This is a genomic window from Komagataeibacter xylinus NBRC 15237 (assembly GCF_001571345.1).
Lineage (GTDB): Bacteria > Pseudomonadota > Alphaproteobacteria > Acetobacterales > Acetobacteraceae > Komagataeibacter > Komagataeibacter xylinus.
This window is the reverse complement of sequence record NZ_BCTP01000041.1, coordinates 1-25,632: the sequence shown is the minus strand read 5'-3', so window position 1 is coordinate 25,632 and position 25,632 is coordinate 1. Positions and strand designations below refer to the sequence as shown.

At 62.8% G+C, this 25,632-nt stretch carries 27 protein-coding genes and 1 tRNA gene; 16 read left to right on the top strand and 12 right to left on the bottom strand.

Features of this window, described 5'->3' with window-relative positions; translation table 11 throughout:
• Positions 1-617: tyrosine-type recombinase/integrase (locus GXY01S_RS13320; protein ID WP_156470315.1), on the bottom strand; the 617-nt coding region annotated here is incomplete at its 3' end.
• Between the two features lie 294 nt (positions 618-911).
• Positions 912-2,513 (bottom strand): glutamine-hydrolyzing GMP synthase, encoded by a 1,602-nt coding sequence (guaA, locus tag GXY01S_RS13315; protein WP_169797747.1) that lies wholly within the window; start codon positions 2,511-2,513, stop codon positions 912-914.
• A 168-nt stretch (positions 2,514-2,681) separates the two neighbouring features.
• Between guaA and GXY01S_RS13310 the strand changes: the two genes are divergently transcribed.
• The 3 genes from GXY01S_RS13310 (at position 2,682) to GXY01S_RS13300 (ending at position 4,033) form a co-directional block, all read left to right on the top strand.
• On the top strand, positions 2,682-3,077 hold the full coding sequence (locus tag GXY01S_RS13310) for a hypothetical protein (RefSeq protein WP_061275819.1): 396 nt from the start codon (positions 2,682-2,684) through the stop codon (positions 3,075-3,077).
• Positions 3,078-3,176: 99 nt separating this feature from the next.
• The gene (locus GXY01S_RS13305; protein WP_061275808.1) at positions 3,177-3,686 is read left to right on the top strand and encodes an NUDIX hydrolase; all 510 of its coding nucleotides are present in this window, start codon (positions 3,177-3,179) and stop codon (positions 3,684-3,686) included.
• Positions 3,683-4,033 carry a response regulator gene (locus tag GXY01S_RS13300; protein ID WP_061275806.1) on the top strand — a complete coding sequence of 117 codons (351 nt, stop codon included), beginning with the start codon at positions 3,683-3,685 and terminating at the stop codon, positions 4,031-4,033. Before GXY01S_RS13305 ends, GXY01S_RS13300 begins: the two co-directional genes overlap by 4 nt.
• A gap of 184 nt (positions 4,034-4,217) precedes the next feature.
• On the opposite strand, the gene GXY01S_RS18255 is transcribed toward GXY01S_RS13300, so the two are convergent.
• The 3 genes from GXY01S_RS18255 to GXY01S_RS13290 form a co-directional block, all read right to left on the bottom strand.
• Positions 4,218-4,808 carry a hypothetical protein gene (locus GXY01S_RS18255; protein WP_146222789.1) on the bottom strand — a complete coding sequence of 197 codons (591 nt, stop codon included), beginning with the start codon at positions 4,806-4,808 and terminating at the stop codon, positions 4,218-4,220.
• Between the two features lie 153 nt (positions 4,809-4,961).
• Positions 4,962-6,425 carry an ArnT family glycosyltransferase gene (locus tag GXY01S_RS13295; protein ID WP_061275804.1) on the bottom strand — a complete coding sequence of 488 codons (1,464 nt, stop codon included), beginning with the start codon at positions 6,423-6,425 and terminating at the stop codon, positions 4,962-4,964.
• A gap of 10 nt (positions 6,426-6,435) precedes the next feature.
• The gene (locus GXY01S_RS13290) at positions 6,436-6,906 is read right to left on the bottom strand and encodes an Lrp/AsnC family transcriptional regulator (RefSeq protein WP_061275817.1); all 471 of its coding nucleotides are present in this window, start codon (positions 6,904-6,906) and stop codon (positions 6,436-6,438) included.
• A gap of 144 nt (positions 6,907-7,050) precedes the next feature.
• Between GXY01S_RS13290 and trxB the strand changes: the two genes are divergently transcribed.
• On the top strand, positions 7,051-8,007 hold the full coding sequence (trxB, locus tag GXY01S_RS13285) for a thioredoxin-disulfide reductase (RefSeq protein ID WP_061275815.1): 957 nt from the start codon (positions 7,051-7,053) through the stop codon (positions 8,005-8,007).
• A gap of 105 nt (positions 8,008-8,112) precedes the next feature.
• Positions 8,113-8,997 (top strand): LysR family transcriptional regulator, encoded by an 885-nt coding sequence (locus GXY01S_RS13280; RefSeq protein WP_061275802.1) that lies wholly within the window; start codon positions 8,113-8,115, stop codon positions 8,995-8,997.
• Between the two features lie 245 nt (positions 8,998-9,242).
• Here the strand turns inward: GXY01S_RS13280 and ihfB are convergent, their stop codons facing one another.
• The 4 genes from ihfB to GXY01S_RS13260 all read right to left on the bottom strand — a co-directional run bounded on the left by ihfB (position 9,243) and on the right by GXY01S_RS13260 (position 11,752).
• Positions 9,243-9,536 (bottom strand): integration host factor subunit beta, encoded by a 294-nt coding sequence (gene ihfB, locus GXY01S_RS13275; protein ID WP_061275800.1) that lies wholly within the window; start codon positions 9,534-9,536, stop codon positions 9,243-9,245.
• Between the two features lie 27 nt (positions 9,537-9,563).
• On the bottom strand, positions 9,564-10,487 hold the full coding sequence (gene sppA / locus GXY01S_RS13270) for a signal peptide peptidase SppA (protein WP_061275813.1): 924 nt from the start codon (positions 10,485-10,487) through the stop codon (positions 9,564-9,566).
• Positions 10,488-10,553: 66 nt separating this feature from the next.
• Positions 10,554-11,036, bottom strand: a complete 483-nt coding sequence (locus tag GXY01S_RS13265) for a MucR family transcriptional regulator (protein ID WP_061275798.1) — start codon at positions 11,034-11,036, stop codon at positions 10,554-10,556.
• Between the two features lie 392 nt (positions 11,037-11,428).
• On the bottom strand, positions 11,429-11,752 hold the full coding sequence (locus GXY01S_RS13260; protein ID WP_242501382.1) for an ArsR/SmtB family transcription factor: 324 nt from the start codon (positions 11,750-11,752) through the stop codon (positions 11,429-11,431).
• 302 nt (positions 11,753-12,054) lie between these two features.
• On the opposite strand from GXY01S_RS13260, the gene GXY01S_RS13255 reads away from it, so the two are divergent.
• The 5 genes from GXY01S_RS13255 to GXY01S_RS13235 all read left to right on the top strand — a co-directional run bounded on the left by GXY01S_RS13255 (position 12,055) and on the right by GXY01S_RS13235 (position 18,728).
• Positions 12,055-12,843, top strand: a complete 789-nt coding sequence (locus GXY01S_RS13255; protein ID WP_061275796.1) for a sulfite exporter TauE/SafE family protein — start codon at positions 12,055-12,057, stop codon at positions 12,841-12,843.
• A gap of 51 nt (positions 12,844-12,894) precedes the next feature.
• The gene (locus GXY01S_RS13250; protein WP_061275794.1) at positions 12,895-14,121 is read left to right on the top strand and encodes a UdgX family uracil-DNA binding protein; all 1,227 of its coding nucleotides are present in this window, start codon (positions 12,895-12,897) and stop codon (positions 14,119-14,121) included.
• A 104-nt stretch (positions 14,122-14,225) separates the two neighbouring features.
• The gene (locus GXY01S_RS13245; RefSeq protein WP_061275792.1) at positions 14,226-16,430 is read left to right on the top strand and encodes an FUSC family protein; all 2,205 of its coding nucleotides are present in this window, start codon (positions 14,226-14,228) and stop codon (positions 16,428-16,430) included.
• A gap of 35 nt (positions 16,431-16,465) precedes the next feature.
• Positions 16,466-17,806, top strand: coding sequence for a guanine deaminase (gene guaD, locus GXY01S_RS13240; protein WP_061275790.1), 1,341 nt, complete (start codon positions 16,466-16,468; stop codon positions 17,804-17,806).
• A 91-nt stretch (positions 17,807-17,897) separates the two neighbouring features.
• A complete protein-coding gene (locus GXY01S_RS13235; RefSeq protein WP_061275789.1) occupies positions 17,898-18,728 on the top strand; it encodes a DUF429 domain-containing protein in 831 nt (276 codons plus the stop codon).
• A 221-nt stretch (positions 18,729-18,949) separates the two neighbouring features.
• Here the strand turns inward: GXY01S_RS13235 and GXY01S_RS13230 are convergent.
• Positions 18,950-19,039: transfer RNA gene (locus tag GXY01S_RS13230), tRNA-Ser, on the bottom strand.
• A 244-nt stretch (positions 19,040-19,283) separates the two neighbouring features.
• On the opposite strand from GXY01S_RS13230, the gene rplU reads away from it, so the two are divergent.
• The 4 genes from rplU (at position 19,284) to proB (ending at position 22,268) form a co-directional block, all read left to right on the top strand.
• Positions 19,284-19,598 carry a 50S ribosomal protein L21 gene (gene rplU / locus GXY01S_RS13225; protein WP_061275787.1) on the top strand — a complete coding sequence of 105 codons (315 nt, stop codon included), beginning with the start codon at positions 19,284-19,286 and terminating at the stop codon, positions 19,596-19,598.
• Positions 19,599-19,664: 66 nt separating this feature from the next.
• A complete protein-coding gene (gene rpmA / locus GXY01S_RS13220) occupies positions 19,665-19,934 on the top strand; it encodes a 50S ribosomal protein L27 (RefSeq protein ID WP_061275785.1) in 270 nt (89 codons plus the stop codon).
• Between the two features lie 148 nt (positions 19,935-20,082).
• A complete protein-coding gene (gene obgE, locus GXY01S_RS13215; RefSeq protein WP_061275782.1) occupies positions 20,083-21,120 on the top strand; it encodes a GTPase ObgE in 1,038 nt (345 codons plus the stop codon).
• Complete coding sequence (gene proB, locus GXY01S_RS13210) at positions 21,117-22,268, top strand: glutamate 5-kinase (protein WP_061275780.1); 1,152 nt, start codon at positions 21,117-21,119, stop codon at positions 22,266-22,268. The genes obgE and proB overlap by 4 nt, the downstream gene beginning before the upstream one ends.
• A 97-nt stretch (positions 22,269-22,365) precedes the next feature.
• Here proB and GXY01S_RS13205 read toward each other — a convergent pair whose 3' ends face one another.
• Together GXY01S_RS13205 and GXY01S_RS13200 are read right to left on the bottom strand one after the other, a co-directional pair.
• On the bottom strand, positions 22,366-22,995 hold the full coding sequence (locus tag GXY01S_RS13205) for a hypothetical protein (protein ID WP_061275778.1): 630 nt from the start codon (positions 22,993-22,995) through the stop codon (positions 22,366-22,368).
• A 103-nt stretch (positions 22,996-23,098) separates the two neighbouring features.
• Entirely contained in the window at positions 23,099-23,374 is a 276-nt protein-coding gene (locus tag GXY01S_RS13200) for a DUF2312 domain-containing protein (protein ID WP_061275776.1), read from the bottom strand.
• 254 nt (positions 23,375-23,628) lie between these two features.
• Between GXY01S_RS13200 and zwf the strand changes: the two genes are divergently transcribed.
• Together zwf and GXY01S_RS13190 are read left to right on the top strand one after the other, a co-directional pair.
• Positions 23,629-25,110: a glucose-6-phosphate dehydrogenase gene (gene zwf, locus GXY01S_RS13195; protein WP_061275774.1), complete on the top strand. Its 1,482-nt coding sequence runs from the start codon at positions 23,629-23,631 to the stop codon at positions 25,108-25,110.
• Positions 25,111-25,117: 7 nt separating this feature from the next.
• Entirely contained in the window at positions 25,118-25,570 is a 453-nt protein-coding gene (locus tag GXY01S_RS13190; protein WP_061275772.1) for a hypothetical protein, read from the top strand.
• Positions 25,571-25,632 lie beyond the last annotated feature (62 nt).

The following is a 25,632-nucleotide window of genomic DNA, read 5'->3' as shown; positions in this document are numbered from 1 at the left end:
GGAGAAAGTGCACGGTCCTTGGGAACGAAGGTCGCGATCGATGATGGTCCGACCTCGTCGGCAGGATTGGCAACCTTCTCTCCGTGCAAAATACCAAAGTTGTAGATCTGCTTTACAATATCCCGAACGTGTATCGCCGTCGCCGGCGCACCGCGATCTACTATCGCTGCACAATGCGTCCTGAGATCATTTGGCGTGATCTCGGTCAGAAGACGGTTGCTCCAGACAGGGAGCAGTTCCCGTTCGAAAATTGCGCGACGCATGGCCCGGGTGCTATCGGCCATTGCTGCAGCCTGCAGCCATTTCTCTCCCAGCTTGCCAAAGCTTCTGGCCTCCTTGAGGCGCCGCTTGTTGCGCTGCTTCTCGATCGCCGGAGAAATTCCTTCCGCAAGAGCGCGTCTCGCATCAATACACTTCTCCCGTGCACGCGCGAGCGATAGTCCCCCTGAACCGTATTTCCCCAAACACACGGTCTCGCGCCGTCCATTCAGACGGTAGTCCATTCGAAAGGACACCACGCCTTTTTCCGTGACGAGGACATACATCCCGTCACGGTCCGCGACCTTGTATTTTTTTCCTTTTGGTTTCAACGATCTAATTGCAGCATCCGTAAGCATTGCACCGCCTCCGACCCAAAAATACCGTCAAGGGATTTTGGTGGGCTGTTTCGGCGAAAAAGCATCTGTTTACAAAGACTTATCGTAAAAAAATACCGTCACAGGCCCATCTGCCCATGACGGTATTCACACAATTCCCGACTGGCAAGCCTGACGAGGTCCGTCACGCATACCGTCAAAACCAATCTGTGCACATCGATAGTCTGCAATAGCAGACGACGACATTAACTTTTTATTTCAGTATGTTAGGTAGGGTTCGGGGAGGGAATGGGATACTTCCGGACCCCTTGTGAATCATTCCCACTCAATCGTTCCCGGCGGCTTGGACGTAATGTCATACGTCACGCGGTTCACGCCCCGCACTTCATTGACAATACGCCCGGCCACACGGTTGAGGAACGACATGTCAAACGGATAGATATCCGCCGTCATGCCATCCGTGCTGGTCACGGCGCGCAGGGCGCAGGCGTAATCATAGGTGCGGCCATCGCCCATCACACCCACGGTGCGCACGGGCAGCAGCACGGCAAAGGCCTGCCAGATGGCATCATACAGTCCGGCGGAGCGGATTTCCTCGAGGAAGATCGAATCAACGCGGCGCAGCAGGGCCAGCTTCTCGCGCGTGATGGCACCGGGGATGCGGATCGCCAGCCCCGGACCGGGGAACGGGTGGCGTCCCACGATCGCTTCGGGAATATCCATCTCGCGGCCGAGTTCACGCACTTCATCCTTGAACAGTTCGCGCAGCGGCTCGACAAGCTGCATCTTCATCCGCTCGGGCAGGCCACCCACATTGTGGTGCGACTTGATGGTCACCGACGGGCCGCCGGTAAAGCTCACGCTCTCGATCACGTCGGGGTAGAGCGTGCCCTGTGCCAGGAACTCGGCACCGCCAAGCTTGGCGGCTTCTTCCTCGAACACCTCGATGAACAGGCGACCAATGGTCTTGCGCTTGATCTCGGGGTCGCTCACCCCTTCGAGCGCATTGAGGAACAGGTCGGAGGCATCGCGGTGGATCAGGTGGATGTTGAAGCGGTCGCGGAAGGTGCGGATCACCTCATCCGCCTCACCCGCGCGCAGGATGCCCGGATCGACGAAAATACAGGTCAGTTGGTCGCCAATGGCCTGATGGATCAGCACGGCGGCCACCGAGGAATCAACCCCGCCCGAAAGCCCGCAGATCACCCGCCCCTTGCCCACCTGCTGGCGGATGCGCGCAATCTCCATGTCGCGGAAGCCCGCCATGGTCCAGGTGCCCCGGCACCCCGCCACGCCATGCGTGAAGTTGCGCAGCAGGGCCGCGCCATGCGGGGTGTGCACCACCTCGGGGTGGAACTGCACGCCATAGAGCCTGCGGCCTTCATCGGCAATGATGGCGAACGGCGCGCCCTCGCTCACGGCCACGGCCTGGAAGCCCGGCGGCAGCGCGGTCACGCAGTCGCCATGGCTCATCCACACCTGCTCACGCCCACCACGCGCCCATGTGCCGCGAAACAGCGCGCAATCCTTAATGATATCGATATGCGCGCGGCCGAATTCCCGGTGTTCGGATGATTCGACCCTGCCGCCCAGCATGCGGCACATGGCCTGCTGCCCGTAACAGATGCCCAGCACCGGCACGTTCAGTTCAAACACCACCGGTGGAATGGTGGGCGCATTCTCGTCAAGCACGCTGGCCGGGCTGCCTGACAGGATGATGCCCCTGGGCGCAAAGGCCCGAATCCGCTCGGCCGTGCTGGAATACGGCCAGATTTCGCAATACACCCCGCTCTCGCGCACGCGGCGGGCAATCAGCTGCGTGACCTGGCTGCCGAAATCCAGGATCAGGATCCGGTCTTCATGCAGGGATTCATCAAGTCCTGCCGATGGGGGGGCTGTATTCACGGTGTCGTTCATCATGTGTCTTTCGGTCGCGGCATTATCGATACACAAGGCTTCCAGCATGAGCGGGCGACCCGGTGCAAGGGTGGGATAGTCTTTCGGGCGCAGATAGCACAATATAAGGCATGAGGCAGGCCCATGTCGCCTGCCGTGTTCCGAAACCCCAACCAGAGGTCCGTTTTCATGATTGCATGCCTCGTGCGGCCAGCGGCGGTGGCCCTTGGCCTGGTCGGCATCCTTGCCTTTGCGCCCCCGGCAGCAGCCGATGCGCTGCACGACCCGAAAGGATTGTGGACCGGACAGCTCGTGGCCGACAAGGGCAACTGTACCGACGTGACGCGCGATACCTCCACCTTTCAGGTCGGCTCGAAAACCCTGACCTTTACCCCTGCCGATGGCTCCGTGCCGCTGCGGGGCCAGCCGGAAAAGGGATACGCCCATTATCATGCCGAGACCCTGCTGCAACAGCCATCGGGGGCGGCCTTCCCCATGGTGTTCGAGGCCCATCCCGAAGGGAAGACCATCGTTGGCGTCTATGGCACGCCGCGCTGCCGGGCGCACATCGTGCTCCGCCGATAGACCCGACATACCGCCCCGCACGGGCGTGATCACGCAATCGGGAACACTCCGGTCCCGTACAGGCATGGATGCGAGGCCACGATCCGATATATTTCAACCATGTCCGATAACATGACACTGGCCGGGGCCGTTCTTTCCATCATCGTGCGCAAGGGGCGCATGCTGCTCGTGCGCCGTCGCAATCCGCCCGATCAGGGGTTGTGGGGCTTTCCCGGCGGGCGCATCGAGCGTGGCGAAACCTGTTTTGATGCCGCCGCGCGCGAACTGCGCGAGGAGACCGGCTTCACCACCCACGCCGAAGGCACGCTGACCGCCTTTGACCTGATCGATCGTGACGACAAGGGTCATATCCGCTTTCACTACCTGATCGTGGCCGTAAAATGCCACGACAATGGCTGGACCGATATCCACGCGGGCGACGACGCGGATGCGGTCGACTGGTTCGACCTTGAGCAGGTGCATGCCCGCCCGGCCGCCTTCAGCCCCGGCCTGCCCGAACTCGGCGCCCTGGCCCTGTCAGCCCGCGGCATCGCGCCGTGGCCACTGGCCCCGCAAACCCGCACGACCGATACCGCCCCCCGCCATCGGGCCGAAAGCCTCCTGTCATGACCGCCCGCACCGCCCTGATTGTTGAAGACGAGGCCATGATTGCCGAACTGGTCGCCACCATGCTGGAAAGCGACGGCATCACCGCCACCATATGCCCCAGCGTGGCCGATGCCATGCGCGCGCTTGAAGCCCGCCCCTGCACGCTGGCGCTGGTGGACCTGACCCTGCCCGATGGCGAGCCTGATGCCTTTATTGCTGCTGCCCGCGCGCGCGGCAGCCATGTGATCGTGATGAGCGGCGACCCAGACCGGCTGGCAGGCTACGCCCCCCTGCCCCTGCTGGAAAAACCCTTCCGCATGAAGGCCATGCTCGAACAGGTGCGCCAAGCATTGCCCGTGACTGACTGAACCTGGTGCAATGCGCTCCGGCCCATTGTTCTGGCAGGGCTTATCTGAAGCGCCGCCTTCAAAACCAAGGCGGCGTTCTCCAACCCATTTTGAAACACGCTTCACCAACACCATCCTCATAATGGCAGGATGCGCTCCGGATTGGCTTTTCAGGTGGCACTACTACCCTGAGGTGCGCGACATCTCACTCGGCAGGTCTGTTTTTTCGTGCGTTCCGCCCCCACATGTCGAACAGACTCAGCAGTCTCTTTCCATCCGTATAATCGCCTTCCTTAACCCCGATACAGAATACTGTTACAATATGCATGGGGCAGACTTCGACTGCATTTATTCCGATCAATACCATCTGCCCGTAAAAATAATTTCTTTTGCCAGTGGAAACCTGCCGCCAGGTGATCCATGGATATTGTCTGCGTAAAACTTCTCCCAGATAGACGCCTACATCAAATGCCAATGATTGCGTTGCAGAAGAAAGAACCGATTTTGGCACGGCTATCGGGAACGGTTGTTCCTGCCTTATTTCTTCACGTTCTTGCTCGCTCAAACATACTGACCCGACATGCTGCGCCAGCCAGTCACTCAAACGCGCGACTGAACCGTGACTGTAATCGAGGTCTATCTTGTCCGTACAGTCACACGTGTTTAATGCATGCTGTAATGCTTCAATTCTATTGAATATATTGGCAATAAACCAATTCTTGCAGTCCTTGCGCAAGGAAGATGGACCATTCCTTAAAACATCCGCCTGAGGCACGAATACAGGTTCATATTCCATGCTCGCTGTCACTCTCTTTTCATGCCGGTCGTTTCCACACGCCCCTGAAGCGCCAGGATGGCACCTGTTTTGTTGGCAAGGGCAATCATAAAGAGCGGCCAGACTGTCAGACCATGGACATGCCGCCCGTTTATATGCCGCGCATGACAGACCTTACCCACCCGCTACCGGCAGGCGCGCCATTGTCTGGCGCTGGGCGGCTGACAGGTCAGGCCGCAACTGCACGCGATACAGGCCAACCGGCTCGGCCACGCGCGCCCCGCGCCCGCGCATGACCGTGCCCAGCCTGTCCATGGAGGCGAACACATCCGTATCAAACGTGCGGCGCGGATTGCAGACCATAATGCCCCCGCCCGTCACGTCATGCGGCAGGTTGAACAATGCCCAGCGCGGCTCCATGCCCACCACGGTGCGGCCGGCCAGCACCGTGGCCAGTTCCGCTGCCGTGCCGTAATCACACGCGGCCACGAATTCGCCCGGTCTGGCCACGGCTGTAATATCCGCTGCCAGCCCGCGCCACCCCGCCATCTGCCGCAGCGCCACATCGGCATGGGAAGAAAGGGGCAACGGGGCAAACAGAGCCTGCCCATATACCAGCGCGCCAACCAGCAGCCCGCCGCCAACCGCCCAGCGCGCCCAGCCCCAGCCCACCAGCGCCGTGGCCACCGCCAGCGCCGGATAGATCACCAACGGCCAGTTCGCCTGCACCCGGTCGCCTATGCCATGCTGCACGAACACGCATGCAGGCACGACCACGAAACAGGCCAGCAGGGCCGCACCGGGCGCCTGCCGCGCCTGCCGCCACGCACGCACCTGCCCCCACATAAAGAACGCGGCAATGCCCGGCGTCATCAGCCCCACCTGCCCGGCCAGCAACTCGGTCAAAAACTGAAAGGCCTTTGCCGGGTGCCAGTCCGCCGTGCGGCCACCCTGGCGGGCAAAGCTGACCCAGCCATGCGTTGCGTTCCACCACAGCACGGGCGTTGCGCACAGCACGGCCAGCGCCAGCCCGCCTGCAATCGCGGCCCAGTGCCGCCCCTGCCCCGGCACGCGCCGCCACAGGCTGAGGCCCGCCCACCACAGGCCAATGCCCGCCACGGGCAGCACGGCGGTGTATTTGCTGTCAAAGGCCAGCCCCGCCACAAGACCCGCCACAAGCCACCAGCGCGCGCCCCCTCCGGCCACGAGGCACCCCATGGCCCAGAGCAGCACGGACAGGAAGAAGAACACCGGCATGTCCGGTGTCATGACAACGGACTGGATGGCCAGCGCAAGGGTTGCCTGCAACAGCGCGCAGGCCCGCCAGGCCAGCGCGGGCGCAGTGCCCGGCAGCAGGTCACGCACCGCCCGGAACACGAAAAAGGAAGCCCCCGCTCCCGCCAGCACGCCCACCAGCCTGACGCCCAACGGGTCATCGCCGCCGAGCGCCATGCCCAGCCGGATCCACACTGCCACCATGGGCGGGTGGTCAAGGTAGCTCGCGGCTGGCGCCAGCGCCCATATGCGGTAATAGGCTTCATCAGGCGAAAGCGGCAGGAAAGCCGCCACCACCAGCCGCAGGCAGGCCAGCAGGCCAAGCAGGCACAGCCACGGGCGCGGGCTGTCCTTCACCTTCACGCAGCCACCTTTACACAGGCACGCCGGGGCGGTTGAGGCTGGTGCGGATGGTCTGGAGTGTCTGCACGCGCACCACGTGGGTGGCTTCGGTCAACTGGCGGGTCAGCAGGTTTTCATGCGTTGCGTCACGCGCCACGAGCCGCACCAGAAAGTCGCCGCCGCCGCGAATCATGTGGCACTCCCGCACCTCCGGCCAGGCCGAGACCTGCGCTTCAAAGGCGGCGAGCACGGTTTCCTTCTGGCTGTCCAGGCCAATCAGGGCGAAAAGCGTGATCGACCAGCCCAGCCGCGCGCCATCGGTATCGGCATGGTAGCCACGGATCACGTGATCCTCCTCAAGCCGGCGCATGCGGCGCAGGCATGGGGGCGCGGAAATGCCGACACGCCGCGCCAGTTCCACGTTCGTCATGCGTCCGTCGAGCTGAAGTTCGGCCACAATCCGACGATCAATCGCATCCAGATCAGCCATCCGTTCCGCCATGCACATTCCATCTCTCGACAAAGGGGCAACCGCCGGACCGGGTGCCACGATAATGAAGCACTTTCTACTCCAACCCTTGCACGGACGCCAGTGGACGACCATACCAAAGGAAATTATGACGATACGATAGGTTTTCCCGATCTCATGCCCCAGACCGTTTCCACCGACCTGCTTGTCATCGGCGCGGGTCCCGCCGGTTATACCGCCGCCATCTACGCCGCGCGCGCCAGTCTCTCGCCCGTTCTCGTGGCCGGGCTGCAACCCGGCGGCCAGCTCATGATCACCACCGATGTCGAGAACTATCCCGGCTTCGCCAAGGGCATACAGGGGCCGGAACTGATGGAGCAGATGGCCGAGCAGGCCCGCAATGTCGGCACGCGCATGATGGATGACATCATCGTCTCGTGCGATTTCACCCGCGCTGACGGAAGTGGCCGCTTTTACGCCACGGGCGATTCCGGCACGGTGTACGAGGCGCGCAGCGTCATCATCGCCACGGGGGCCCAGGCCAAATGGCTTGGCGTGCCGGGCGAGAAGGAATTCCAGGGCGCGGGCGTGTCGGCCTGCGCCACGTGCGATGGCTTTTTCTATCGTGGCAGGCGCGTGGCCGTGATTGGCGGCGGCAACACGGCGGTGGAGGAAGCCCTGTACCTCACCCACCACGCCAGCCACGTGACCCTGATCCACCGCCGCGATACCCTGCGGGCGGAAAAGATCCTGCAGGACCGCCTGCACGCCAACCCCAAGATCTCGGTACTGTGGAACAAGGCGGTCGAACGCATTACCGGCAGCGGCACGCCCACCGTGGTCACGGGGGCGGACCTGCGCGACACGGTCACGGGTGAGACCACACATATCGACGTGGATGGCGTGTTCGTTGCCATCGGCCATGCCCCGAATACCACAATTTTTCGTGATGTCGTGGCCATTGATACGGATGGTTACATCACCACGACACCGGGTAGCACGCGCACCTCGGTGCCAGGCGTATTTGCAGCAGGTGACGTGCAGGACAAGATATACAGGCAGGCCGTGACCGCCGCTGGCACCGGCTGCATGGCAGCACTCGAGGCCGAGCGCTTTCTTGCCCATGGTCAGTAAAGGACTGTATGAGTCCTTGACCTGCTCCAGCATTTCCTTCACCACAAGCCCTTAGTGTCATAACATTTGGCGCGCCCTTTATAAGATAGAAAGCGGAGTCAACGCGTGGACTGGGATAAACTCCGGATATTTCATGCTGTAGCCGAGGCAGGGTCCTTCACCCATGCCGGCGACGTGCTTAACCTGAGCCAGTCTGCGGTATCGCGGCAGATTTCAGCCCTGGAAGAAGCGCTGCAGGTTCCCCTTTTCCACCGGCATGCCCGGGGGCTGATCCTGACCGAGCAGGGCGAGACGCTGAACCAGACGGTTCGGGAAGTCTTCTCCAAGCTCGCCATGACCCAGTCCCTGCTGACGGAGAGCAAGGAAAAGGCAGCCGGCCGGCTACGGGTTACGACAACAACCGGCTTTGGCACCTGCTGGCTCACGCCACGGCTGCACCGGTTCATGGAAACCAACCCCGATATTTCGATTACCCTGATCCTGGAAGATAACGACCTCGATCTGGGCATGCGCGAGGCCGACGTGGCGGTGCGCATGCACCCGCCCCGCCAGCCGGACCTGATCCAGGGGCACCTGGCCGACTTCCCGCTGCCGATCTATGCCTCGCAGTCCTATCTCAACGACTACGGCACGCCGCGCACGCTGGAAGAGCTTAACGCCCACAAGCTGATCCTGTTCGGGGGGTATCACCCGCCCGTGCCGCACATCAACTGGCTGGCCGAAACCGGCGTGCCATCCGATGAGCGCCGCCAGGCCCGCCTTGAGGTCAACAGCCTCGCTGCCATGGCAGGCGCCATCGCGGCAGGCATCGGCATTGGCTCGATTCCACTTTATGCGGCGTCGCAGTATCCCAACCTCGTCAAGATCCTGCCCGAGGTGCCGCAACCCACGGTGGATGCCTACTTCGTCTACCCCGAGGAACTGCGCACCTCCAAGCGCGTGGCTGTTTTCCGTGACTTCCTGCTCGCGGAAATCAACGCCCGCCACTAAACACGCGTAGCGTCACCCGTGCCGGTTCATTCCGGCCGGGTGACGCATGCATGTCAGGCACCGCCATGCGACTGCCTGCCCAGCCTGCGTGGCACCATAGCGTGCCATCACGCTGGACGTTTTTCGGGGTGGCTTTTGCCGAAAGCCTGAAAGAATGCCGCCTTTTTCAAAAGGCGACCCCCGCAAACCTCTCTCTTCCCTATCTGCCTTGCGGCATTATAAAAACAGCAGGCCCACCGCCGCCTTCAATCGGCAACGGGGGCTGAATTGACGCGTTCGCGCAGTTCCTTGCCTGCCTTGAAGAAGGGTACGACCTTCTCATCCACCGACACGCTCTCCCCCGTGCGGGGATTGCGCCCGGTGCGGGCATCGCGCTTCTTGACGGTAAACGCGCCAAAGCCACGCAGTTCCACCCGGTCGCCGTGCATCAGGGCATTGCTGATTTCAGCAAAGATGACCTGAACGATACGTTCCACATCCCGCAGCGGGATATGGGGTCGGGCTGCGGCAAGCTCGGCAATCAATTCCGATCTGGTCATCCTGTTCCCCTCAAATTAAACAAGAAATTATAGTTTCCAGATCGCAACGGCCCCGTCAAGCATACTACTTTCCTTCAACAGCATTTCCGCACCCGGCACGCCTGACAGCACGCCCGCAATCCAGTGCCGCCAGTTCACACGGGTCGCCTGCGGTCCGATGTCGGTCATGGGTGCATCATCGGGCAAATGCGTGGCCTGGAGCAGCCACTGCCGCGCATCGTCGAGCGAGCCGATCTGGTCAACCAGACCGAGCCCGAGCGCCTGCTGGCCGGTATAGGGGCGGCCATCGGCCAGTTCACGCACGCGCTCGGGCTTCATGTGCCGGTCCTGCGCCACGACGGTAACAAAAAAGCCGTAGAGATCGGCAATAACGCCCTGCAACATCTCGCGCCCCTGCGGCGAGAGCGGCTGCACGGCGGAAGGCTGGCCTTTCATGGGGCCGGATACAAGCTGGTCCACATGCACGCCCACCCGTTCGAGCAGGCCGGACACATCGGGCGATTCCAGCAGCACGCCAATCGAGCCGGTCAGAGTAGAGCGGTTGGCGAAAATGCGGCTGGCAGGCACCGACACCATATATCCCGCCGATGCCGCGACACTGCCCATGGAGACCGCGACCGGCTTGCGCCGCGCGAAGGCCGCCACGACATCATGCAGCACCTCGCCGCCGGTTACGGCACCGCCAGGGCTGTTGACTTCAAGCACCAACCCCTTGACCGAGGCATCATCCGCCGCCTTTTTCAGCGCCTCGACATTTTCATGCTCATCCGTGCCGATAACCCCCGCAAGCTTAAGGTGCACAAGATGCGGGGCGTGACCGGCCAGCCCACCCGAGCGGCTTACGGCCAGCAGGCAGGCAAGAACAAAAAAAGCCACGGCACTCCCCCGCCAGAGCAGAAGCTGGCGGCGGCGTGACGTGGCATGCACGGACAGATCGGGGCTGGTATCCATGCTTAGGGCAATACCACGGATACCGCCCATACCGAAGACAGGAGCAAGCTTAAAAACAGGCCCGTATCATGCCTTGCGGCGGCGGCCCGGGCGGCCGCGGCCACTTTCCGCCCCACCGGCATCCGGCGCGGCAGCCGCGGCGGAGGCTGCGGTGATCTTGCGGCCAAGCCCGATCTCGCGCGCAAGGCTTGAGCGCCGCTCGGCATAGTTGGGGGCGACCATGGGGTATTCCGCCGGCAGGCCCCAGCGCTCACGATACTGGTCGGGGGTCATGCCATAGGCGCTCTGCAGATGGCGCTTGAGCATCTTGAGTTTCTTGCCGTCTTCAAGGCAGACGATGTAGTCGGCAAACACCGAGCGCTTGATGGGCACGGCGGGCTGAAGCTTTTCAGGCTCTTCCGCCGGGCGCCCCACGGTTGACAGTGCCGTGTAAACATTGCGGATCAGATCAGGCAGCACATCAGCGCCGACACTGTTATTGGAAACATGTGCCGACACGATCTGCGCGGTCAGTTCCAGACACGAGAAATCCTGCTCAGTATCAGACATGGTTTTTGCGCCTCTTTAACTTACAATAAAATTTCGTGATTTATTCACGATCCTTCATTACGTTTACATATACGGACAGACCATTGAATACAATACTGAACATTGCGCAGAATACGTTTATTCTGATTACCTATACCTCTTATATTATATGGAATAGCCAGTATTAAATAATGCCGCCCCTGGAAAGCATTTATTTGTATAAAATTGATTCAAAACGTGCCGCAAACACACCTTCTCCAGACCGCCCGCCATCATATGGACGTTTTTTTGGGCAGCGTTTTTTGCAGGATGCTTCGAAACATGCCGCCATTTTGAACAACAAGCGGCATGCCGGAAAAACTTTTATTGCTTCCATCAATATGTTGCCCGGCAACATACCCTCAACCGCGCCGTCACGATTCCATATATATACGGGCGAAGCAGGCCGCTGGCTCATCCTGGGCCGGGCTTTGGCCCACGACACCCCGGCGCACCAGACCGGCCAGGCGCTCCATGTCAAAATCCGGATCGCAGACAGCACAGATCAGACGCACCCGCATTTCCTCCATACTATCCTTAATACTGTAAATGACCTGCCGGGCTTCCTTGCGGGTTATAACAATTTCGGCGCGCCTGAGTTCCGCAAGCTGCTGGCTCAGGGTGGGCTGGCCGATACCGGTCTCGCTTTCGATCTGGCCCACGCTTTTTTCGCCATCAAGCAGGCAGGCCAGCACCATGAGTCGCTGGGGCTGGGCCAGAAGCCGCAGGCGCTGCACAAGACTTTCAGCCACTTCGCGTGTTCTCGGCATTTTGGGCATGGGGTGCTCCCTCTCGGCTGGCGGTTTATGCGCCTGCTGTACCATATCCAGGCCCTGCGCAACAGCAACCTGCCGCATGCAGGCAATAAGGCGCTTGATAAAATACATACATAATATATTAAAAATATAAACCATTTATCAGGCTCCGCATGCCGCGAACCGGACTGACCGCATGACCCCCAGCCGCCCACGCCAGCACCCGATGTCCGGCAGCCTGCTCCATGACTGACCTGACGCAGGCCGCCCTCGGGCTGGGCAGCGGCGGCATCATTGGCTTCACGCTCGGGCTCGTGGGTGGCGGCGGCTCCATCCTGGCCGTGCCGCTGCTGCTTTACGTGGTGGGCATGGCCGACCCGCACCGCGCCATCGGCACAAGTGCGCTTGCCGTTACGGTCAATGCGCTGTTCAACCTTGCCAGCCATGCCCGGGCGGGCAACGTACGATGGCAATGCGCCGGGCTGTTCGCCAGCGCGGGCGTGGGCGGCGCACTGGTGGGGGCCGCGTGCGGCAAGGTCATCAACGGGCAGCACCTCCTGTTCCTGTTCGCGCTGGTCATGCTGGGCGTGGGCGGGTTGATGGCGCGTGGCTGCCGCACGGGTGCGCAGGCCTCTACTCCCGCCGGGGGCGCCACCGTGGTGCCCGTACTGCTTTATGGCGTGGCGACAGGATTCTGCTCGGGCTTCTTCGGTATTGGCGGCGGCTTCCTGATCGTGCCAGCACTCCTGGCGGCAACGGGCATGCCCATGCTCAACGCCATTGCCACCTCGCTGGTGGCAGTGTGCGCCTTCGGGCTGACCACATCGGTCAGCTATGCCGCAGCCGGCATGATTGACCTGCCCATGGCGACCATACTGGTGGCGGGCGGCATTGCGGGCGGGCTGGGCGGCACGCAGGCTGCACGCAGGCTGGGCCGCCAGCCGCAACGCCTGCGGCTGATCTTTGCATGCCTGATCTTTATCGTGGCATTCTACATGATGTGGCGCAGCGCGCGGGCCATGGGCCTTCTCTGACACCGCGCGGGCGCTGCCGCGCCTGCCCGCCACCGCGATGAGACCGCCATCATGCCTGATATAACCGTCACTCTTGCCCATGAAGCCGACTTCACGGGCTGGCGATCCGCCACGCGCAGCCTTGCAGGCCGTCACACCCCACCTGCCGACATTGCGTGGCGGATCGCAACCCATCCCGAATCCGCAGCCCTGCCCGCGCCAGACCCGGCTGCCGCGCGGTTTACCGTGCCGCGCGCGGTCATGGAGCTTGCGGCCATCATGGTGCAATCCGCCCTGCCCGACCGCTTCGCCCTCGCCTATGCGCTGGTTTATGACCACCTCACGGGCGTGCCGGCTGACGAAGATGCGGTGGCCCGCATGGCGGAAGCGAAGGACGACGTGCTCGCGCAAACCCGGCACCTGCGCGACGAGATCCGTGAAGCCCTTTCGCGCCATGATGGCACGCCCCTCTATCAGGGCCGCGTGGATACGCTCGGCCTTGTGCCTGAAAGCAATGCGCGGTTCCTGACCCTACAACGCTCGTTCGCGCCCTGGCAGCTTGACATGCCGGACCGCACGCTGCGCTGGACCGGCCATGAGATGTTGCATGAAGCCCCCGGCCAGACACCCCGGCCACTTGACCCGACCAGCCTGCCGCCCCCAGCCCTGCCCATGGTGCCTGACCTTGATATTGCCCGCATCACGTCGCTACGCGCGGTGGCGCTGGCGGCGAAAACATGCCTGATCTGCCCCATGGCGGCCCATGCTACCCAGACCGTGTTTGGCGAAGGCCGGGAGACAGCGCGCATGATGTTCGTGGGCGAACAGCCCGGTGACATTGAAGACCGCGCGGGCCGCCCCTTTGTCGGCCCGGCGGGGCAACTGTTCGACCGCGCCCTGCATGAGGCCGGAATCGGGCGGGACGACACTTACGTGACCAACACGGTCAAGCACTTCAAATTCCGCCGCACGCCCACGCGCCGCATTCATGAAAAGGCAGGCCCGGCGGAAATTGCGGCCTGCGCCCCGTGGCTTGCCGCTGAACGGCGGATCATCCGCCCAGCGGTCGTGGTCATGCTCGGTGTTACGGCGGCCTCGGCGCTGCTCGGGCGTGCCGTGACCATCAGCCGGGAGCGCTCGCGCATTATTCCGCTGGAGGATGGATCGGACGGACTCGTAACGGTTCACCCATCCTACCTGCTGCGCCTGCCCGATGAAGCGGCGCGGGCGCGCGAATATGACCGCTTTGTCAACGACCTGCGCCTGGCCGCGGGCTGCCTCGGCCCTGTCGTGACATAATCCGTCACGAGGAAAGCCGATGCCTGATATGCGCTCGCAACACCATTACGTCATGCCAAGATGGGTTATGGGTATGAGCCCCTTGCCGCCGGAAGCCGTATATCGTGCCTGCAGACCTCAATCTTCTGCCCTCTTTCCTGACCCGCCTTTTCAGCGGAAAGCATTTCCCCACCATCCGCGCGCCTGGCTATGCGCGCATGAGCGGCCTGAAATGGCTCTACGCCCCCACGCCTGAAGCGCTCGGCTTTGCCGTGCGTACCACGGTCGCGGCCCTGATGGCGCTGACGATCGCGATGTGGATGGAACTTGACGACCCGCCATGGGCCGCCATGACCGTGTGGATCGTGGCCCAGGGCTCGCGCGGGGAGAGTCTTTCCAAGGCGCGGTGGCGACTGGTGGGCACTGCCATCGGCGCAATCAGCGCGGTGATTCTGGTCTGTTCGTTTCCACAGGCGCCGTGGCTGTTCTTTCCCGCCATCAGCATATGGATCGGGCTATGCTGCATGTGCGCGACCCTGGTGCGCAACTTCCGCTCCTACGCGCTGGTGCTCTCGGGCTATACCTGCGCCATCATCGCGCTGGCAGCCACGCGCGACCCTGACAACATCTTCATGATCACCATGTCGCGCACGTCCTATATCGTGCTGGGCATTACGTGCGAGACGCTGGTGGCGGTGCTGTTCGCGCACAACCTCGCCTCAAGCGCGCGGCGCAACATGCGCCAGAAAATCCAGATGGCGCTGGGCAGTTCCACCGATGCCGTAGCCAACCTGCTCGCGGGCGATGACGCGGCCTTCGTGCGCTCGCGCGCGCTGTTCGGCACCATCCTGAGCATCAACGACCAGATCGAGTTCAGTGAAGTCGAGATGGGTCCGCACGGGCATGAGGGCGACCACGCGCGCGCGGCCCTGGCGGCCGTGTCGGTGCTGCTTTCACGGGGCCTGGGCATGATGGCGCGCATCAAGGCGCTGGAAACCAGCAACGAGCAGTTTACCGAGACCTCGCTGCTCACCCGCACCTTCCTGCTGGGCGTGCCCGCGCGGCTGGAGAACGATTCAGAAATTCCGCACATCCAGCAGGACCTGCAGGACCTGCGCGGCGTGTGCCGCCAGCGCATCATTGATGCGCTGAGCCATGAGATCAGCATCGAATCCACCTCCGAGACCGCCGAGGTGGACGACCTGCTGAACTGCCGCATCCTGCACAACGCACTTGATGAACTGCTGGGCGAACTTGAACAGGCCATTGCCGAGTTCGACGCCAGCCAGCACGAGATCAGGGGCGATCACTTCCATTTCCGCATCGAAGCGCATCGCGACTTCAAGGAAGCCGCCTATAACGGCATCCGCGCCGCCGTGGCCATTGGCGCCTCCGCCCTGATATGGGAGGTGACGGCCTGGGCCAACGGCATCGGCTTCATCACCATGGTGGCCGTGACCTGCGGCCTGTTCGCCACGCGCGAGAACCCGGTGGTGGGCACCATGAACTTCCTGCGCGGAGCGTGCTGGGCGGTTCTCGTATCGGGCTTTCTGGTCATGCTGGTCATGCCGCGACCGGCGGAATTCGAAATGCTGGCCGCCGTGCTTGCCCTGCCCATGATTGCCGGTGGCCTTGCCGCGCGCAACCCGGCCACGGCGGGGGCTGCGGCGTCCTACTGCCTGTTCCTGCCCAACCTCGTGGGGCCGGGCAACCAGACGCGCCTGAACGAGATCGCGTATTTCAACGTCTCCTTCGCGCTGCTGTGCAGCATCGGCTTTGCGGTGCTGATTTTCCGTGCAGTGCTGCCCTTCGATAATGATGAAGAGCGCTGGCGCATGCGCAACCGCACGCTGCATGACCTGCGCCATCTGGCCTCCGCCCAGCCCATGCCGCGCACGCAATCATGGATCGGGCGCAATACCGACCGCTTCTCGCGGCTGATCCGCCATGCAGGCCCCACGCCCACCCCCACCATCGAGGCCTACCTGCAGGGCACGCTCTCGGCCATGACCATCGGGCTGAACATCATCCGGCTGCGCACGGTGCTCGAACGCGGGCAACTGCCGCCTGCGGCCGATCGCGCCATCGAACTGTTCCTCAACCGCATGTCGCAGTTCAGCGGGCGCTACGGGCGCTTTGGCCGCACGGCGCGCGTGGCACGCGGGGCCACGCGCAGCCTGCGCAGGCTGGAAGCGGCGGAAGGCAACATCACGTCGCGCATCGAGATCACCCGCGCCATTGCGTATCTGCTGGTCATTTCCTATGAACTTGGCGCCAACGCCGCCTTCCTTGATGCCTCCCAGCCTTACCGCACCAGCGAGATGTCCTGACACACCGCCCGGACCGGCAGGGAGATGGAGCCAACATGATCCCTGCCCCCACGCCCCCGGCCCACGCAGCCCTTCGCGGCCATATCGTCACCTTTCGGGGCAACCCGTTTCTCATGCCGCCCGCCGATGCGCTGGTGGAGGAAACTGACGGGCTGGTTGTGATCACCGACGGGCGCATCACCCATGTCGGCCCCTACAGCGAAACCGGCACCCACCTGCCTCCCGGCACCGACGTGGCCGATTACCGGGGCTGCCTGATCTCGGCCGGGTTTGTGGATACGCATGTCCATTACCCGCAACTGCCCATGATCGCGGCCTATGGCGAGCAGTTGCTGGAATGGCTGGAGCGCTACACCTTCCCCACCGAACGCCGCTTTGCCGATGGGGACTATGCCGCGACAATTGCCCGCACGTTCCTGCGCGAACTGCTGCGCTGCGGCACCACCACGGCAGCAGTTTACTGCACCGTGCACCCGCAATCGGTCGATGCGTTCTTTACCGAATCCACCCGGCTGGGCACGCTGATGGTGGCGGGCAAGGTGCTGATGGACCGCAATGCGCCCGACTTCCTGCGCGATACCGCCCAGCGCGGCTATGATGAATCACGCGCGCTGATCGACCGCTGGCATGGCAGGAACCGCCAGTTCTATGCCGTCACTCCCCGCTTCGCCCCCACCAGCACGCCTGAACAGCTTGAACTGGCAGGCGCGCTGCTGGCGCAGGACCAGACCCTGTTCATGCAGACCCACCTGGCCGAGAACCGGGCCGAGGTGGCATGGGTGGCCGAACTCTTTCCCGATAGCCGTTCCTACCTTGATGTCTATGACCGCGCGGGGCTGGTGCGCCCGCGCAGCGTGATGGGCCACGGCATTTACGTGGACGAGCAGGATTTGTGCCGCTGCCACGCAAGCGGCTGCGCGCTGGCGCACTGCCCCACGTCGAACCTGTTCCTGGGCAGCGGGGCTTTCAGGCTGTTTGACGTGATGGATGCAAAACGCCCGGTGCGCACGGGGTTGGGCACCGATATTGGCGCAGGCACCAGCCTGTCGCACCTGCAATCCATGAACGAGGCTTACAAGATCGCACAAATGAACGGCCACCGCCTTCATCCGGTGCAGGCCTTCTGGCTGGCAACACAGGGCGGCGCGCAGGCACTGCACCTTGATGGGCGGATTGGCACGGTAGCCGTGGGCATGGATGCCGACCTGTGCATTCTCGACCCGAAGGCAACGCCATTGCAGGCCCTGCGCACACAGATGTGCGACAGCACGGCCGACCTGCTGTTCACGCTGATGATGCTGGGCGATGACCGCAGCATCCGCGCGACCTATGCGGGCGGCACGAAGGTGTATGACCGCGACATGGCTGGAATATAAGAAAAAATACGCGCAATGCCGTCACCAACCCATGCATGATGATGCGCACTCCATCCCCGCCATAACCCAATGGCAGGGTTAAAGAACAATTATGGATATTTACGTCGGCTTTGATTCCGCATGGACAGATAATCCGAAAGCCCCTGGAGCCATCTGCGCCATCAGCATCGAAAACGGGTATCCGGCGCAGTTCCATGCCCCGCGACTGGTGTCCTTTAACCAGGCACTTGCTTTCATACAGAACGTCCGCCCTGACGCTGTTGACGGGATCACGCTCATCGCACTCGACCAGCCGACAAGAGTGCCAAATTTGACCAGTATGCGCCCGGTAGAGCGTGTAGCCGCTTCACTCGTCAGTTGGCTTGGCGGCGGCGTACAGCCATCCAACCGGCAAAGAACAGGCATGTTCTGCGATGCTTCGCCAATCTGGCGCTTCCTGAACGCGCTGAAAGCACGGGAACAGCCCGAGGAGGCCCGGCTGGCAACCAATGGGCTTTATCTGATCGAAGTTTTTCCAGCTCTTGCACTGGCGTCATTAGGCGACGGGTTCTTTGGGCGGCTAAGCGCCCCTAAATATAACCCGGGCCGCACAAAAAATTTTCGCCTGGACGACTGGAACCGCGTCGCGGCCACTGCCGCGCAACAGGCACATCTGCTGGGCTGCAAGGAACTGGCAGAATGGTGCCTCGCCTGTGGCAAGATCGCGCGGCCACGAAAGCAGGATCAGGACAAGCTGGACGCCGCGTTATGCGTACTGATCGCACTCCATTGGCGGCTCCGCCCCCGCGAAGAGTCTGTGCTTCTGGGCGATCTGGACACCGGATACATGGTTTTGCCAGCCAGCCCGCAGGTGCGGGACTACCTGACTGAACCAGCCCGAAAACTTTCAGTGGCCATCGACGGAACATTTTCCCGCGCGTGATCATGTTTTATCAAGAGGTGGCGGCTTTTGCCGCCCTTGCGCGCAACAGGGCTTGCAGTCTGACGAGTGCCCTTACGCTCACCGTCAACATTTGTAAAAACAGTGAAGGCAGTCCGCACCGCATGTCACGCCCGTGTTTCACGGTCTAACGCAGGCGATGCAACTGCTGCCTCAATGGCGCAAACCAGCAATTTAAATTGGGAAAAACACACGCGATGCAGTGGCGGAGAGGGTGGGATTCGAACCCACGGTACGCTTGCACGCACAACGGTTTTCGAGACCGCCCCGTTCGACCGCTCCGGCACCTCTCCAACTGCACGCGGTGATGCAGCGGCTTATAGGGGGGCGCGCTGCCCCGCGCAAGGGGTCTTTTTTACCTATTCGACAGCGCCATAAAAATATTGACCTGCCCGCCCGCAGCCAGTAAAAGCCCGCATTCACCCCGCGCGGACGGGGCGCTGCTGCAATGTGGCCAATATAAAAAAGCGACTGGGCCGTGCCGCCTGCATTCCCGCAATGCCGCGCACGCCAAGAGATCGGAAAGATAGATAGAGAATGTTTGCAGTTATCCGTACCGGCGGTAAGCAGTACCGCGTTGCGAAAGATGCCGTCCTGAAGGTCGAGAAGCTGGAAGCCGAAGCCGGCGCCACCATCACCTTCGACCAGGTTCTCGCCGTTGGCGGCGAAAGCGGCACGACCATTGGTGCGCCGACCGTCAAGGGCGCGACCGTCACGGCAACCGTGATCGCGCAGGATCGCCTGGCCAAGGTCATCATCTTCAAGAAGCGCCGCCGGCAGAACAGCCGCCGCAAGAATGGCCACCGCCAGCCGGTGACCGTGGTGCGCATCTCCGCGATCAACGCCGCCTGATCCCTCTCCGGGCCTATGGGTCCGGGCAGGTTTGATCAGAGATTTCAGTTTTAAGGAGTTCAGGCAATGGCACAAAAAAAGGCAGGCGGTTCGTCCCGTAACGGACGCGATAGCGCCGGGCGTCGTCTTGGCGTCAAGAAGTTTGGTGGCGAGAGCGTCATCGCAGGCAACATCATCGTGCGCCAGCGCGGCACGAAGATGAAGCCCGGTGTGAATGTTGGCGTTGGCCGCGACCACACCCTGTTTTCCCTGGTGGATGGCCATGTGAAGTTCGTGCGCCGCGCTGAAGGCCGCGTGCACGTTTCCGTGGAAGCCCTGCCGCTGGCAGCGGAATAAGGCATACGCCTTATCACTACGGGATTACCCGAATTGAAGGGGGCGGTCATTCTGGCCGCCCCCTTTTTCGTATGACGCCAGCACGCCATTTTCTGGTATCATGCATGCACACGGGGCACGCATTCTCGCCCCAACCGGATCGCAGGCAATGAAGTTTCTTGACCAGGCCAAAATCTATGTAAAATCCGGCGACGGGGGCGACGGTGTCGTAGCCTTCCGCCGTGAGAAGTATATTGAATTTGGCGGTCCGGACGGAGGCAATGGCGGCCGTGGCGGCGATATCATCTTCGAGGCGGTCGATAACCTCAATACGCTGATCGATTTTCGCTACACCCAGCATTTCCGCGCGCGCAAGGGCGGCAATGGCGCAGGCTCCGACCGCACGGGTGCCGCCGCCGATACGGTGGTGATCAAGGTGCCCATCGGCACCCAGATCTTTGATGAAGACCGCGAGACCATGCTCGGCGACCTTGATGTGGCGGGCAAGCGGCTGCTTTTGTGCCGTGGCGGCGATGGCGGGCGCGGCAATGCCCACTTCAAGACCAGCACCAACCGCGCCCCGCGCCGGGCCGACAAGGGCTGGCCGGGCGAGGAACGCTGGGTGTGGCTGCGGCTCAAGCTGATTGCCGATGTGGGGCTGGTTGGCCTGCCCAATGCGGGCAAGTCCACCTTCCTGTCCACCGTATCGGCGGCCCGGCCCAAGATTGCAGATTATCCGTTTACCACGCTGCATCCGCAGCTTGGCGTGGTGCGGCTGTCGGTTACGGAAGAATTCGTAATTGCCGACATCCCCGGCCTGATCGAGGGCGCGCATGAAGGCAGCGGGCTGGGCGACCGGTTCCTGGGCCATGTCGAGCGCTGCGCGGTGCTGCTGCACCTGATCGACGGCACGGCGGAAGACGTGGTTGAATCGTGGCGCACCATCCGCCACGAACTGCGCGAATATGGCGGCGGCCTGGCCGACAAGCCCGAGATCATCGTGCTGAACAAGATCGATGCCCTCCTGCCCGAGGAAATTGACGAGCGGGTCACGGCCCTTGAGCAGGCCAGCGGCCACAAAATCATGACCATGTCGTCAGTCGCGCACATGCATGTCGATACCGTGCTGCGCCGCCTGCAGGATTATGTGACGCGCGACCGCGCCGAGAAGGCCGAACAGCACAAAGCGGAGACCCCCGAGGCATGACCGAGACCGCCCTGCCCCAGCTCAGCCATGCGCGGCGCGTTGTCATCAAGATTGGCAGCGCCCTGATCGTGGACCCGCAGCAGGCGGCTCCCCGCCAGCCCTGGTTGGACAGCGTGGCGCAGGACATTGCGGCCCTGCGCGCGCAGGGCACGGAAGTTGTTGTCGTCTCATCGGGTGCCATTGCGCTGGCCCGCCACCAGCTCGGGCTGACGCGCCCCGTGCTGCGGCTGGAGGAAAAGCAGGCCGCCGCCTCCGTTGGCCAGATCCGGCTGGCGCAGGCATGGACCGATGCGCTCTCGCGCTTCGACATAACAGCGGCCCAGCTTCTGCTCACCCCCGATGATACCGAAAACCGCCACCGCTACCTCAATGCGCGGGCCTCGCTGAACACGCTGCTGGCACTGGGCTGCGTGCCGATCATCAACGAGAACGACGCCATCGCCACCACCGAGATCCGCTTTGGCGATAACGACCGCCTTGGCGCCCGCGTGGCCGAGATGATCAATGCCGACCAGCTTGTGCTGCTGTCCGATATCGACGGGCTGTACACCGCCGACCCCCGCACCAACCCCGATGCCCGCCACCTGCCCGTCGTCGCCGAACTGACCACCAGCATCGAGGCCATGGGGGGCGCTCCCCCGCCGGGCTATTCATCGGGCGGCATGCGCACCAAGCTCATGGCGGCCCGCATCGCCACCCAGGCAGGCTGCGCCATGGCCATTGCAAAAGGCGAAGGGCCGCACCCGCTCGCCCGCCTGCGCGATGGCGGGCGCTGCACATGGTTTCTGCCCGCAGAAGATGCCCGCTCGGCACGCAAGAACTGGATTGCAGGCAGCCTGACGCCTGCGGGCCAGGCGGTGATTGATGATGGCGCCGTGCGGGCACTGGCAGGCGGGTCTTCCCTGCTGCCCGCAGGCGTTACCGACGTGACCGGCGATTTTGATCGCGGCGACATGATTGCGGTGGTGGACCGGAGCGGGCAGAAAATTGCCTGCGGACTGGCCGCCTATGCGGCAGACGAGGCAAGGCGCATCGCGGGCCATCAGTCAGACGAAATCGAGACCCTGCTGGGCTGGCAGGGCGCGGATGAACTGATCCACCGCGATGATCTCGTGCTGCTGGCAAAAATGGAAAGCCTGACAGGCTGACCCGGCCACCTATAACAACAGAAGTTTCTGGTGAAGCTTTTTTCAAAAAGCTTCGAAATCACCCCAACCTTAAAAAAACGACGCCTTCGCGCCGCGCTCATTCAGGGCGCGGCGGCCAGCGCAGCGTGGGCTCGGCGCGCGCGCGGCGCTCAGGTGACCAGACCGAAGCCCTAACCGGGCGCGCAGGTGGCACGCCACGCGGCGCGGGCCGCACCGGTTCACGGCTCCACTCCGCCAGGCCGGGTTCCGCCTCAGCGCCATAGGACGGCTCGGGGCGACGGGGGGCGTAAGGCTGGGCAGGCGCTGGCCCACGCGGCGGCGGTGGCCAGCCATCGTCTTCCGCAGGCCCGCGCTGTGCCGTCATGGGGGCAGGCTCAACAGGCCGGGAGGGCGGCGGCGCGGGCTGGGCACGCGGCGCGCGCCGTTCATAGGCAGGAACATCACGCGACACGTCGCCCCCCTCGGCACCCATATCCACAGGCGGCGCAGGCGGTGCCGGTTCCCACACGGGCGCATCCACGACCGTGGGCGCGGGCACCCGCTCGGCCAGCACGCGCAGCTCGGCCTGCAGGTCATCAAGCTGGATCGCCAGGTTATCAAGCCGCCCCTTTACGCCAAACACGGCAAACGGCACCAGCATCCACAACAGGATGAACAGCATGCCGCCCACGAGCAGCACGGCCTGCGCCCATGCGGGCATCCATTGTGGAAAAAGCGACGACATCATGCAGCGTGCAACCTGAACGGACAGTGCCCCGGCACGGCCATGGCCAGCCGCCACGCACCGGCCGACAAGGGCGTTTGAGGGACGATCCTACAACCTGCGCGGGTTACATGCCAAGCGCGCGGCGATAAATGTCGAGCAGGGTTTCCTGTTCCTCCACTTCCGCCGGTTCCTGCTTGCGCAGGCGGATGATCTGGCGGATCACCTTGACATCAAAGCCTGCCGACTTCGCCTCGGTGAAAATATCCTTGATATCGCCCGCAAGCGCCTTGCGCTCTTCCTCCAGCCGCTCAACGCGTTCGATGATGCTGCGCAGGCGATCCGCTGCGATACCACCAACTGCGGCGGGGTTGTCGTCCGCCTCGAAATTGTCAGCATTCATGGCAGGTTTCTCCAGATATCGTGATTGCGCCGTTCCCGCCCGCGCGCACATGAAGGGAATGTCACTAGGCGACGGGATGGAACGGCGGGATTATCGCGCCACCGCCCGCTGGTCAATGCCAACTTGACAGGCCGGAGAGCCGGGCCGTAATCGAAGCTGCACCCCATATGCCGCTTTCGCGTCATGTCCGCATACGTCAAGCATGCCCGCCCGGCCATGCAGGGCACCAGATACAGGCAGGAGGCCCACGTTCGATGGCACATCTTCCCCCCGTTGATACCTTCGACTACATCGTTTTTGGCGGAACGGGCGACCTGACCATGCGCAAGCTGCTGCCTGCGCTGTATCACCGCTACCGTGACGGGCAGATCCCCGATGCCTCGCGCATCATCGGCACCGCGCGCTCGCCGCTCTCGCGCACGGACTACCAGCAGCGCGCCACAGCCGCCCTGCACGAGCACGTCAAGCCCGATGCGCTGGACGAGGCAACGGTGCAGCGCTTCGTGAACATGGTGCATTACGTGAGCCTGAACGGCGCCGAAGCCCAGAGCGACTGGCCCACGCTCAAGACCCTGCTCGACGCGGTGCCCGCAACGCGCATCCGGGTGTACTACCTTGCCACCTCGCCCGCGCTGTATGGCCAGATATGCGAGAACCTGAGCCGCGAGGGGCTGGTGACCGAACAGTCACGCGTGGTGCTGGAAAAACCCATCGGCACCGACCTTGCCAGCGCCGAGGCCATCAATGACAGCGTGGGCCGTCACTTCCCCGAGAACCACATCTTCCGCATCGACCATTACCTGGGCAAGGAGACGGTGCAGAACCTGATCGCGCTGCGCTTCGCCAACCCGGTGTTCGAGCGGCTGTGGACGTGCGATGCCATCGAATACGTGCAGATCACGGCTGCCGAGACCGTGGGCGTGGAGGGGCGCGGCTCATATTACGACCGCTCGGGCGCGCTGCGCGACATGATCCAGAATCACCTGCTGCAGGTGCTGTGCCTCGTGGCGATGGACCCGCCGGTCTCGCTCGAGGCCGACAGCGTGCGTAACGAGAAGCTCAAGGTGTTGCACGCGCTCAAGCCCATCTCGGCTGATGACGTGGCCATCTATACCTCACGCGGGCAGTACATGCGCGGCACCATTGGCGAGCGCACGATGGGCAGCTACCTTGAAGACCTTGGCGAAGGCGTGACCAGCGAGACGGAAACCTTCGTGGCGCTGAAAGCCGAGATCCTGACCTGGCGGTGGGGCAACGTGCCGTTCTACCTGCGCTCGGGCAAGCGCATGGCGGAAAAGTCGAGCGAGATCGTGATCCAGTTCAAGTCGGCCCCATGCTCGATCTTTACCAACAACCCCGAGCCCAACCGCCTGATCATCCGCATCCAGCCCGATGAAGGGGTGATGCTGTCGGTCTCGACCAAGGACCCCACCCCCACCGACAGCCTGGCCCTGCGCCAGGCCGACATCAACATCGAGTTCGAGAAAGCCTTCAACATCCGCTACCCCGATGCCTATGAGCGCCTTTTGCTCGATGTGGTGCGCGGTGACCCGATCCTGTTCATCCGCCGCGACGAGGTAGCCGCCGCATGGCGCTGGATCGACCCCATCGAGCAGGGCTGGCGCGAGAACAAGGCCCCGCTCGAACCCTATGCCGCGGGCACATGGGGGCCGGAAGGGGCGCGCAACCTGCTCTCGCAGTCGGGCCATCTGTGGCACGAGGACATGAAGAAATAACCGCCATATGAGTAATGACACCCCGACCTCCCCCCCGCGCCTGAGCCGCAGGCGCGCGCCGGTTACGCTGAAGCAGCGCATCATCCGCCGCGTGCTCATGCTCATCCCCATGGCGGCCCTCGTCATCCTCGTGGGCCGCATGGGGTGGCTGGACCAGGCCGCCGACAAGCTGACCTTCTCGCGCACGAGCTGGTTCGATAATACCGCCCTTGTCGAGCACTTCCGCACCATCGTCACCCATAACGGCATGACAGCGGATTCGAAGGACTGCCTGCTGTTTGTGGTCAATGGCAACGACCCGGCTGATGCCACCCGCATTCAGGTCATGGAAAAACATTCCGGCAAATGCCCCGGTGACCGCAATACGCTGCCGCTGCTGTTCACGCTGCGCATCGACCGGCTGGACCAGAAGGCGCTGACCGACTGGCAGTCGCCCGGCATGTTCCACCCGCTGCCTTGAAAGGGCAGCGATGAGGGACTGTCTGAAAACAACTCATTGATAAAAAAATAATAAAAGTTTTT

Bases quoted from the DNA above. Each gene is read 5' to 3' on its own strand.
- guaA (WP_169797747.1), bottom strand. From the start codon at position 2,513: ATGAACGACACCGTGAATACAGCCCCCCCATCGGCAGGACTTGATGAA.
- GXY01S_RS13310 (WP_061275819.1), top strand. From the start codon at position 2,682: ATGATTGCATGCCTCGTGCGGCCAGCGGCGGTGGCCCTTGGCCTGGTC.
- GXY01S_RS13305 (WP_061275808.1), top strand. From the start codon at position 3,177: ATGTCCGATAACATGACACTGGCCGGGGCCGTTCTTTCCATCATCGTG.
- GXY01S_RS13300 (WP_061275806.1), top strand. From the start codon at position 3,683: ATGACCGCCCGCACCGCCCTGATTGTTGAAGACGAGGCCATGATTGCC.
- GXY01S_RS18255 (WP_146222789.1), bottom strand. From the start codon at position 4,808: ATGGAATATGAACCTGTATTCGTGCCTCAGGCGGATGTTTTAAGGAAT.
- GXY01S_RS13290 (WP_061275817.1), bottom strand. From the start codon at position 6,906: ATGGCGGAACGGATGGCTGATCTGGATGCGATTGATCGTCGGATTGTG.
- trxB (WP_061275815.1), top strand. From the start codon at position 7,051: ATGCCCCAGACCGTTTCCACCGACCTGCTTGTCATCGGCGCGGGTCCC.
- ihfB (WP_061275800.1), bottom strand. From the start codon at position 9,536: ATGACCAGATCGGAATTGATTGCCGAGCTTGCCGCAGCCCGACCCCAT.
- sppA (WP_061275813.1), bottom strand. From the start codon at position 10,487: ATGGATACCAGCCCCGATCTGTCCGTGCATGCCACGTCACGCCGCCGC.
- GXY01S_RS13265 (WP_061275798.1), bottom strand. From the start codon at position 11,036: ATGTCTGATACTGAGCAGGATTTCTCGTGTCTGGAACTGACCGCGCAG.
- GXY01S_RS13260 (WP_242501382.1), bottom strand. From the start codon at position 11,752: ATGGTGCTGGCCTGCCTGCTTGATGGCGAAAAAAGCGTGGGCCAGATC.
- GXY01S_RS13255 (WP_061275796.1), top strand. From the start codon at position 12,055: ATGACTGACCTGACGCAGGCCGCCCTCGGGCTGGGCAGCGGCGGCATC.
- GXY01S_RS13250 (WP_061275794.1), top strand. From the start codon at position 12,895: ATGCCTGATATAACCGTCACTCTTGCCCATGAAGCCGACTTCACGGGC.
- guaD (WP_061275790.1), top strand. From the start codon at position 16,466: ATGATCCCTGCCCCCACGCCCCCGGCCCACGCAGCCCTTCGCGGCCAT.
- GXY01S_RS13235 (WP_061275789.1), top strand. From the start codon at position 17,898: ATGGATATTTACGTCGGCTTTGATTCCGCATGGACAGATAATCCGAAA.
- rplU (WP_061275787.1), top strand. From the start codon at position 19,284: ATGTTTGCAGTTATCCGTACCGGCGGTAAGCAGTACCGCGTTGCGAAA.
- rpmA (WP_061275785.1), top strand. From the start codon at position 19,665: ATGGCACAAAAAAAGGCAGGCGGTTCGTCCCGTAACGGACGCGATAGC.
- obgE (WP_061275782.1), top strand. From the start codon at position 20,083: ATGAAGTTTCTTGACCAGGCCAAAATCTATGTAAAATCCGGCGACGGG.
- proB (WP_061275780.1), top strand. From the start codon at position 21,117: ATGACCGAGACCGCCCTGCCCCAGCTCAGCCATGCGCGGCGCGTTGTC.
- GXY01S_RS13205 (WP_061275778.1), bottom strand. From the start codon at position 22,995: ATGATGTCGTCGCTTTTTCCACAATGGATGCCCGCATGGGCGCAGGCC.
- GXY01S_RS13200 (WP_061275776.1), bottom strand. From the start codon at position 23,374: ATGAATGCTGACAATTTCGAGGCGGACGACAACCCCGCCGCAGTTGGT.
- zwf (WP_061275774.1), top strand. From the start codon at position 23,629: ATGGCACATCTTCCCCCCGTTGATACCTTCGACTACATCGTTTTTGGC.
- GXY01S_RS13190 (WP_061275772.1), top strand. From the start codon at position 25,118: ATGAGTAATGACACCCCGACCTCCCCCCCGCGCCTGAGCCGCAGGCGC.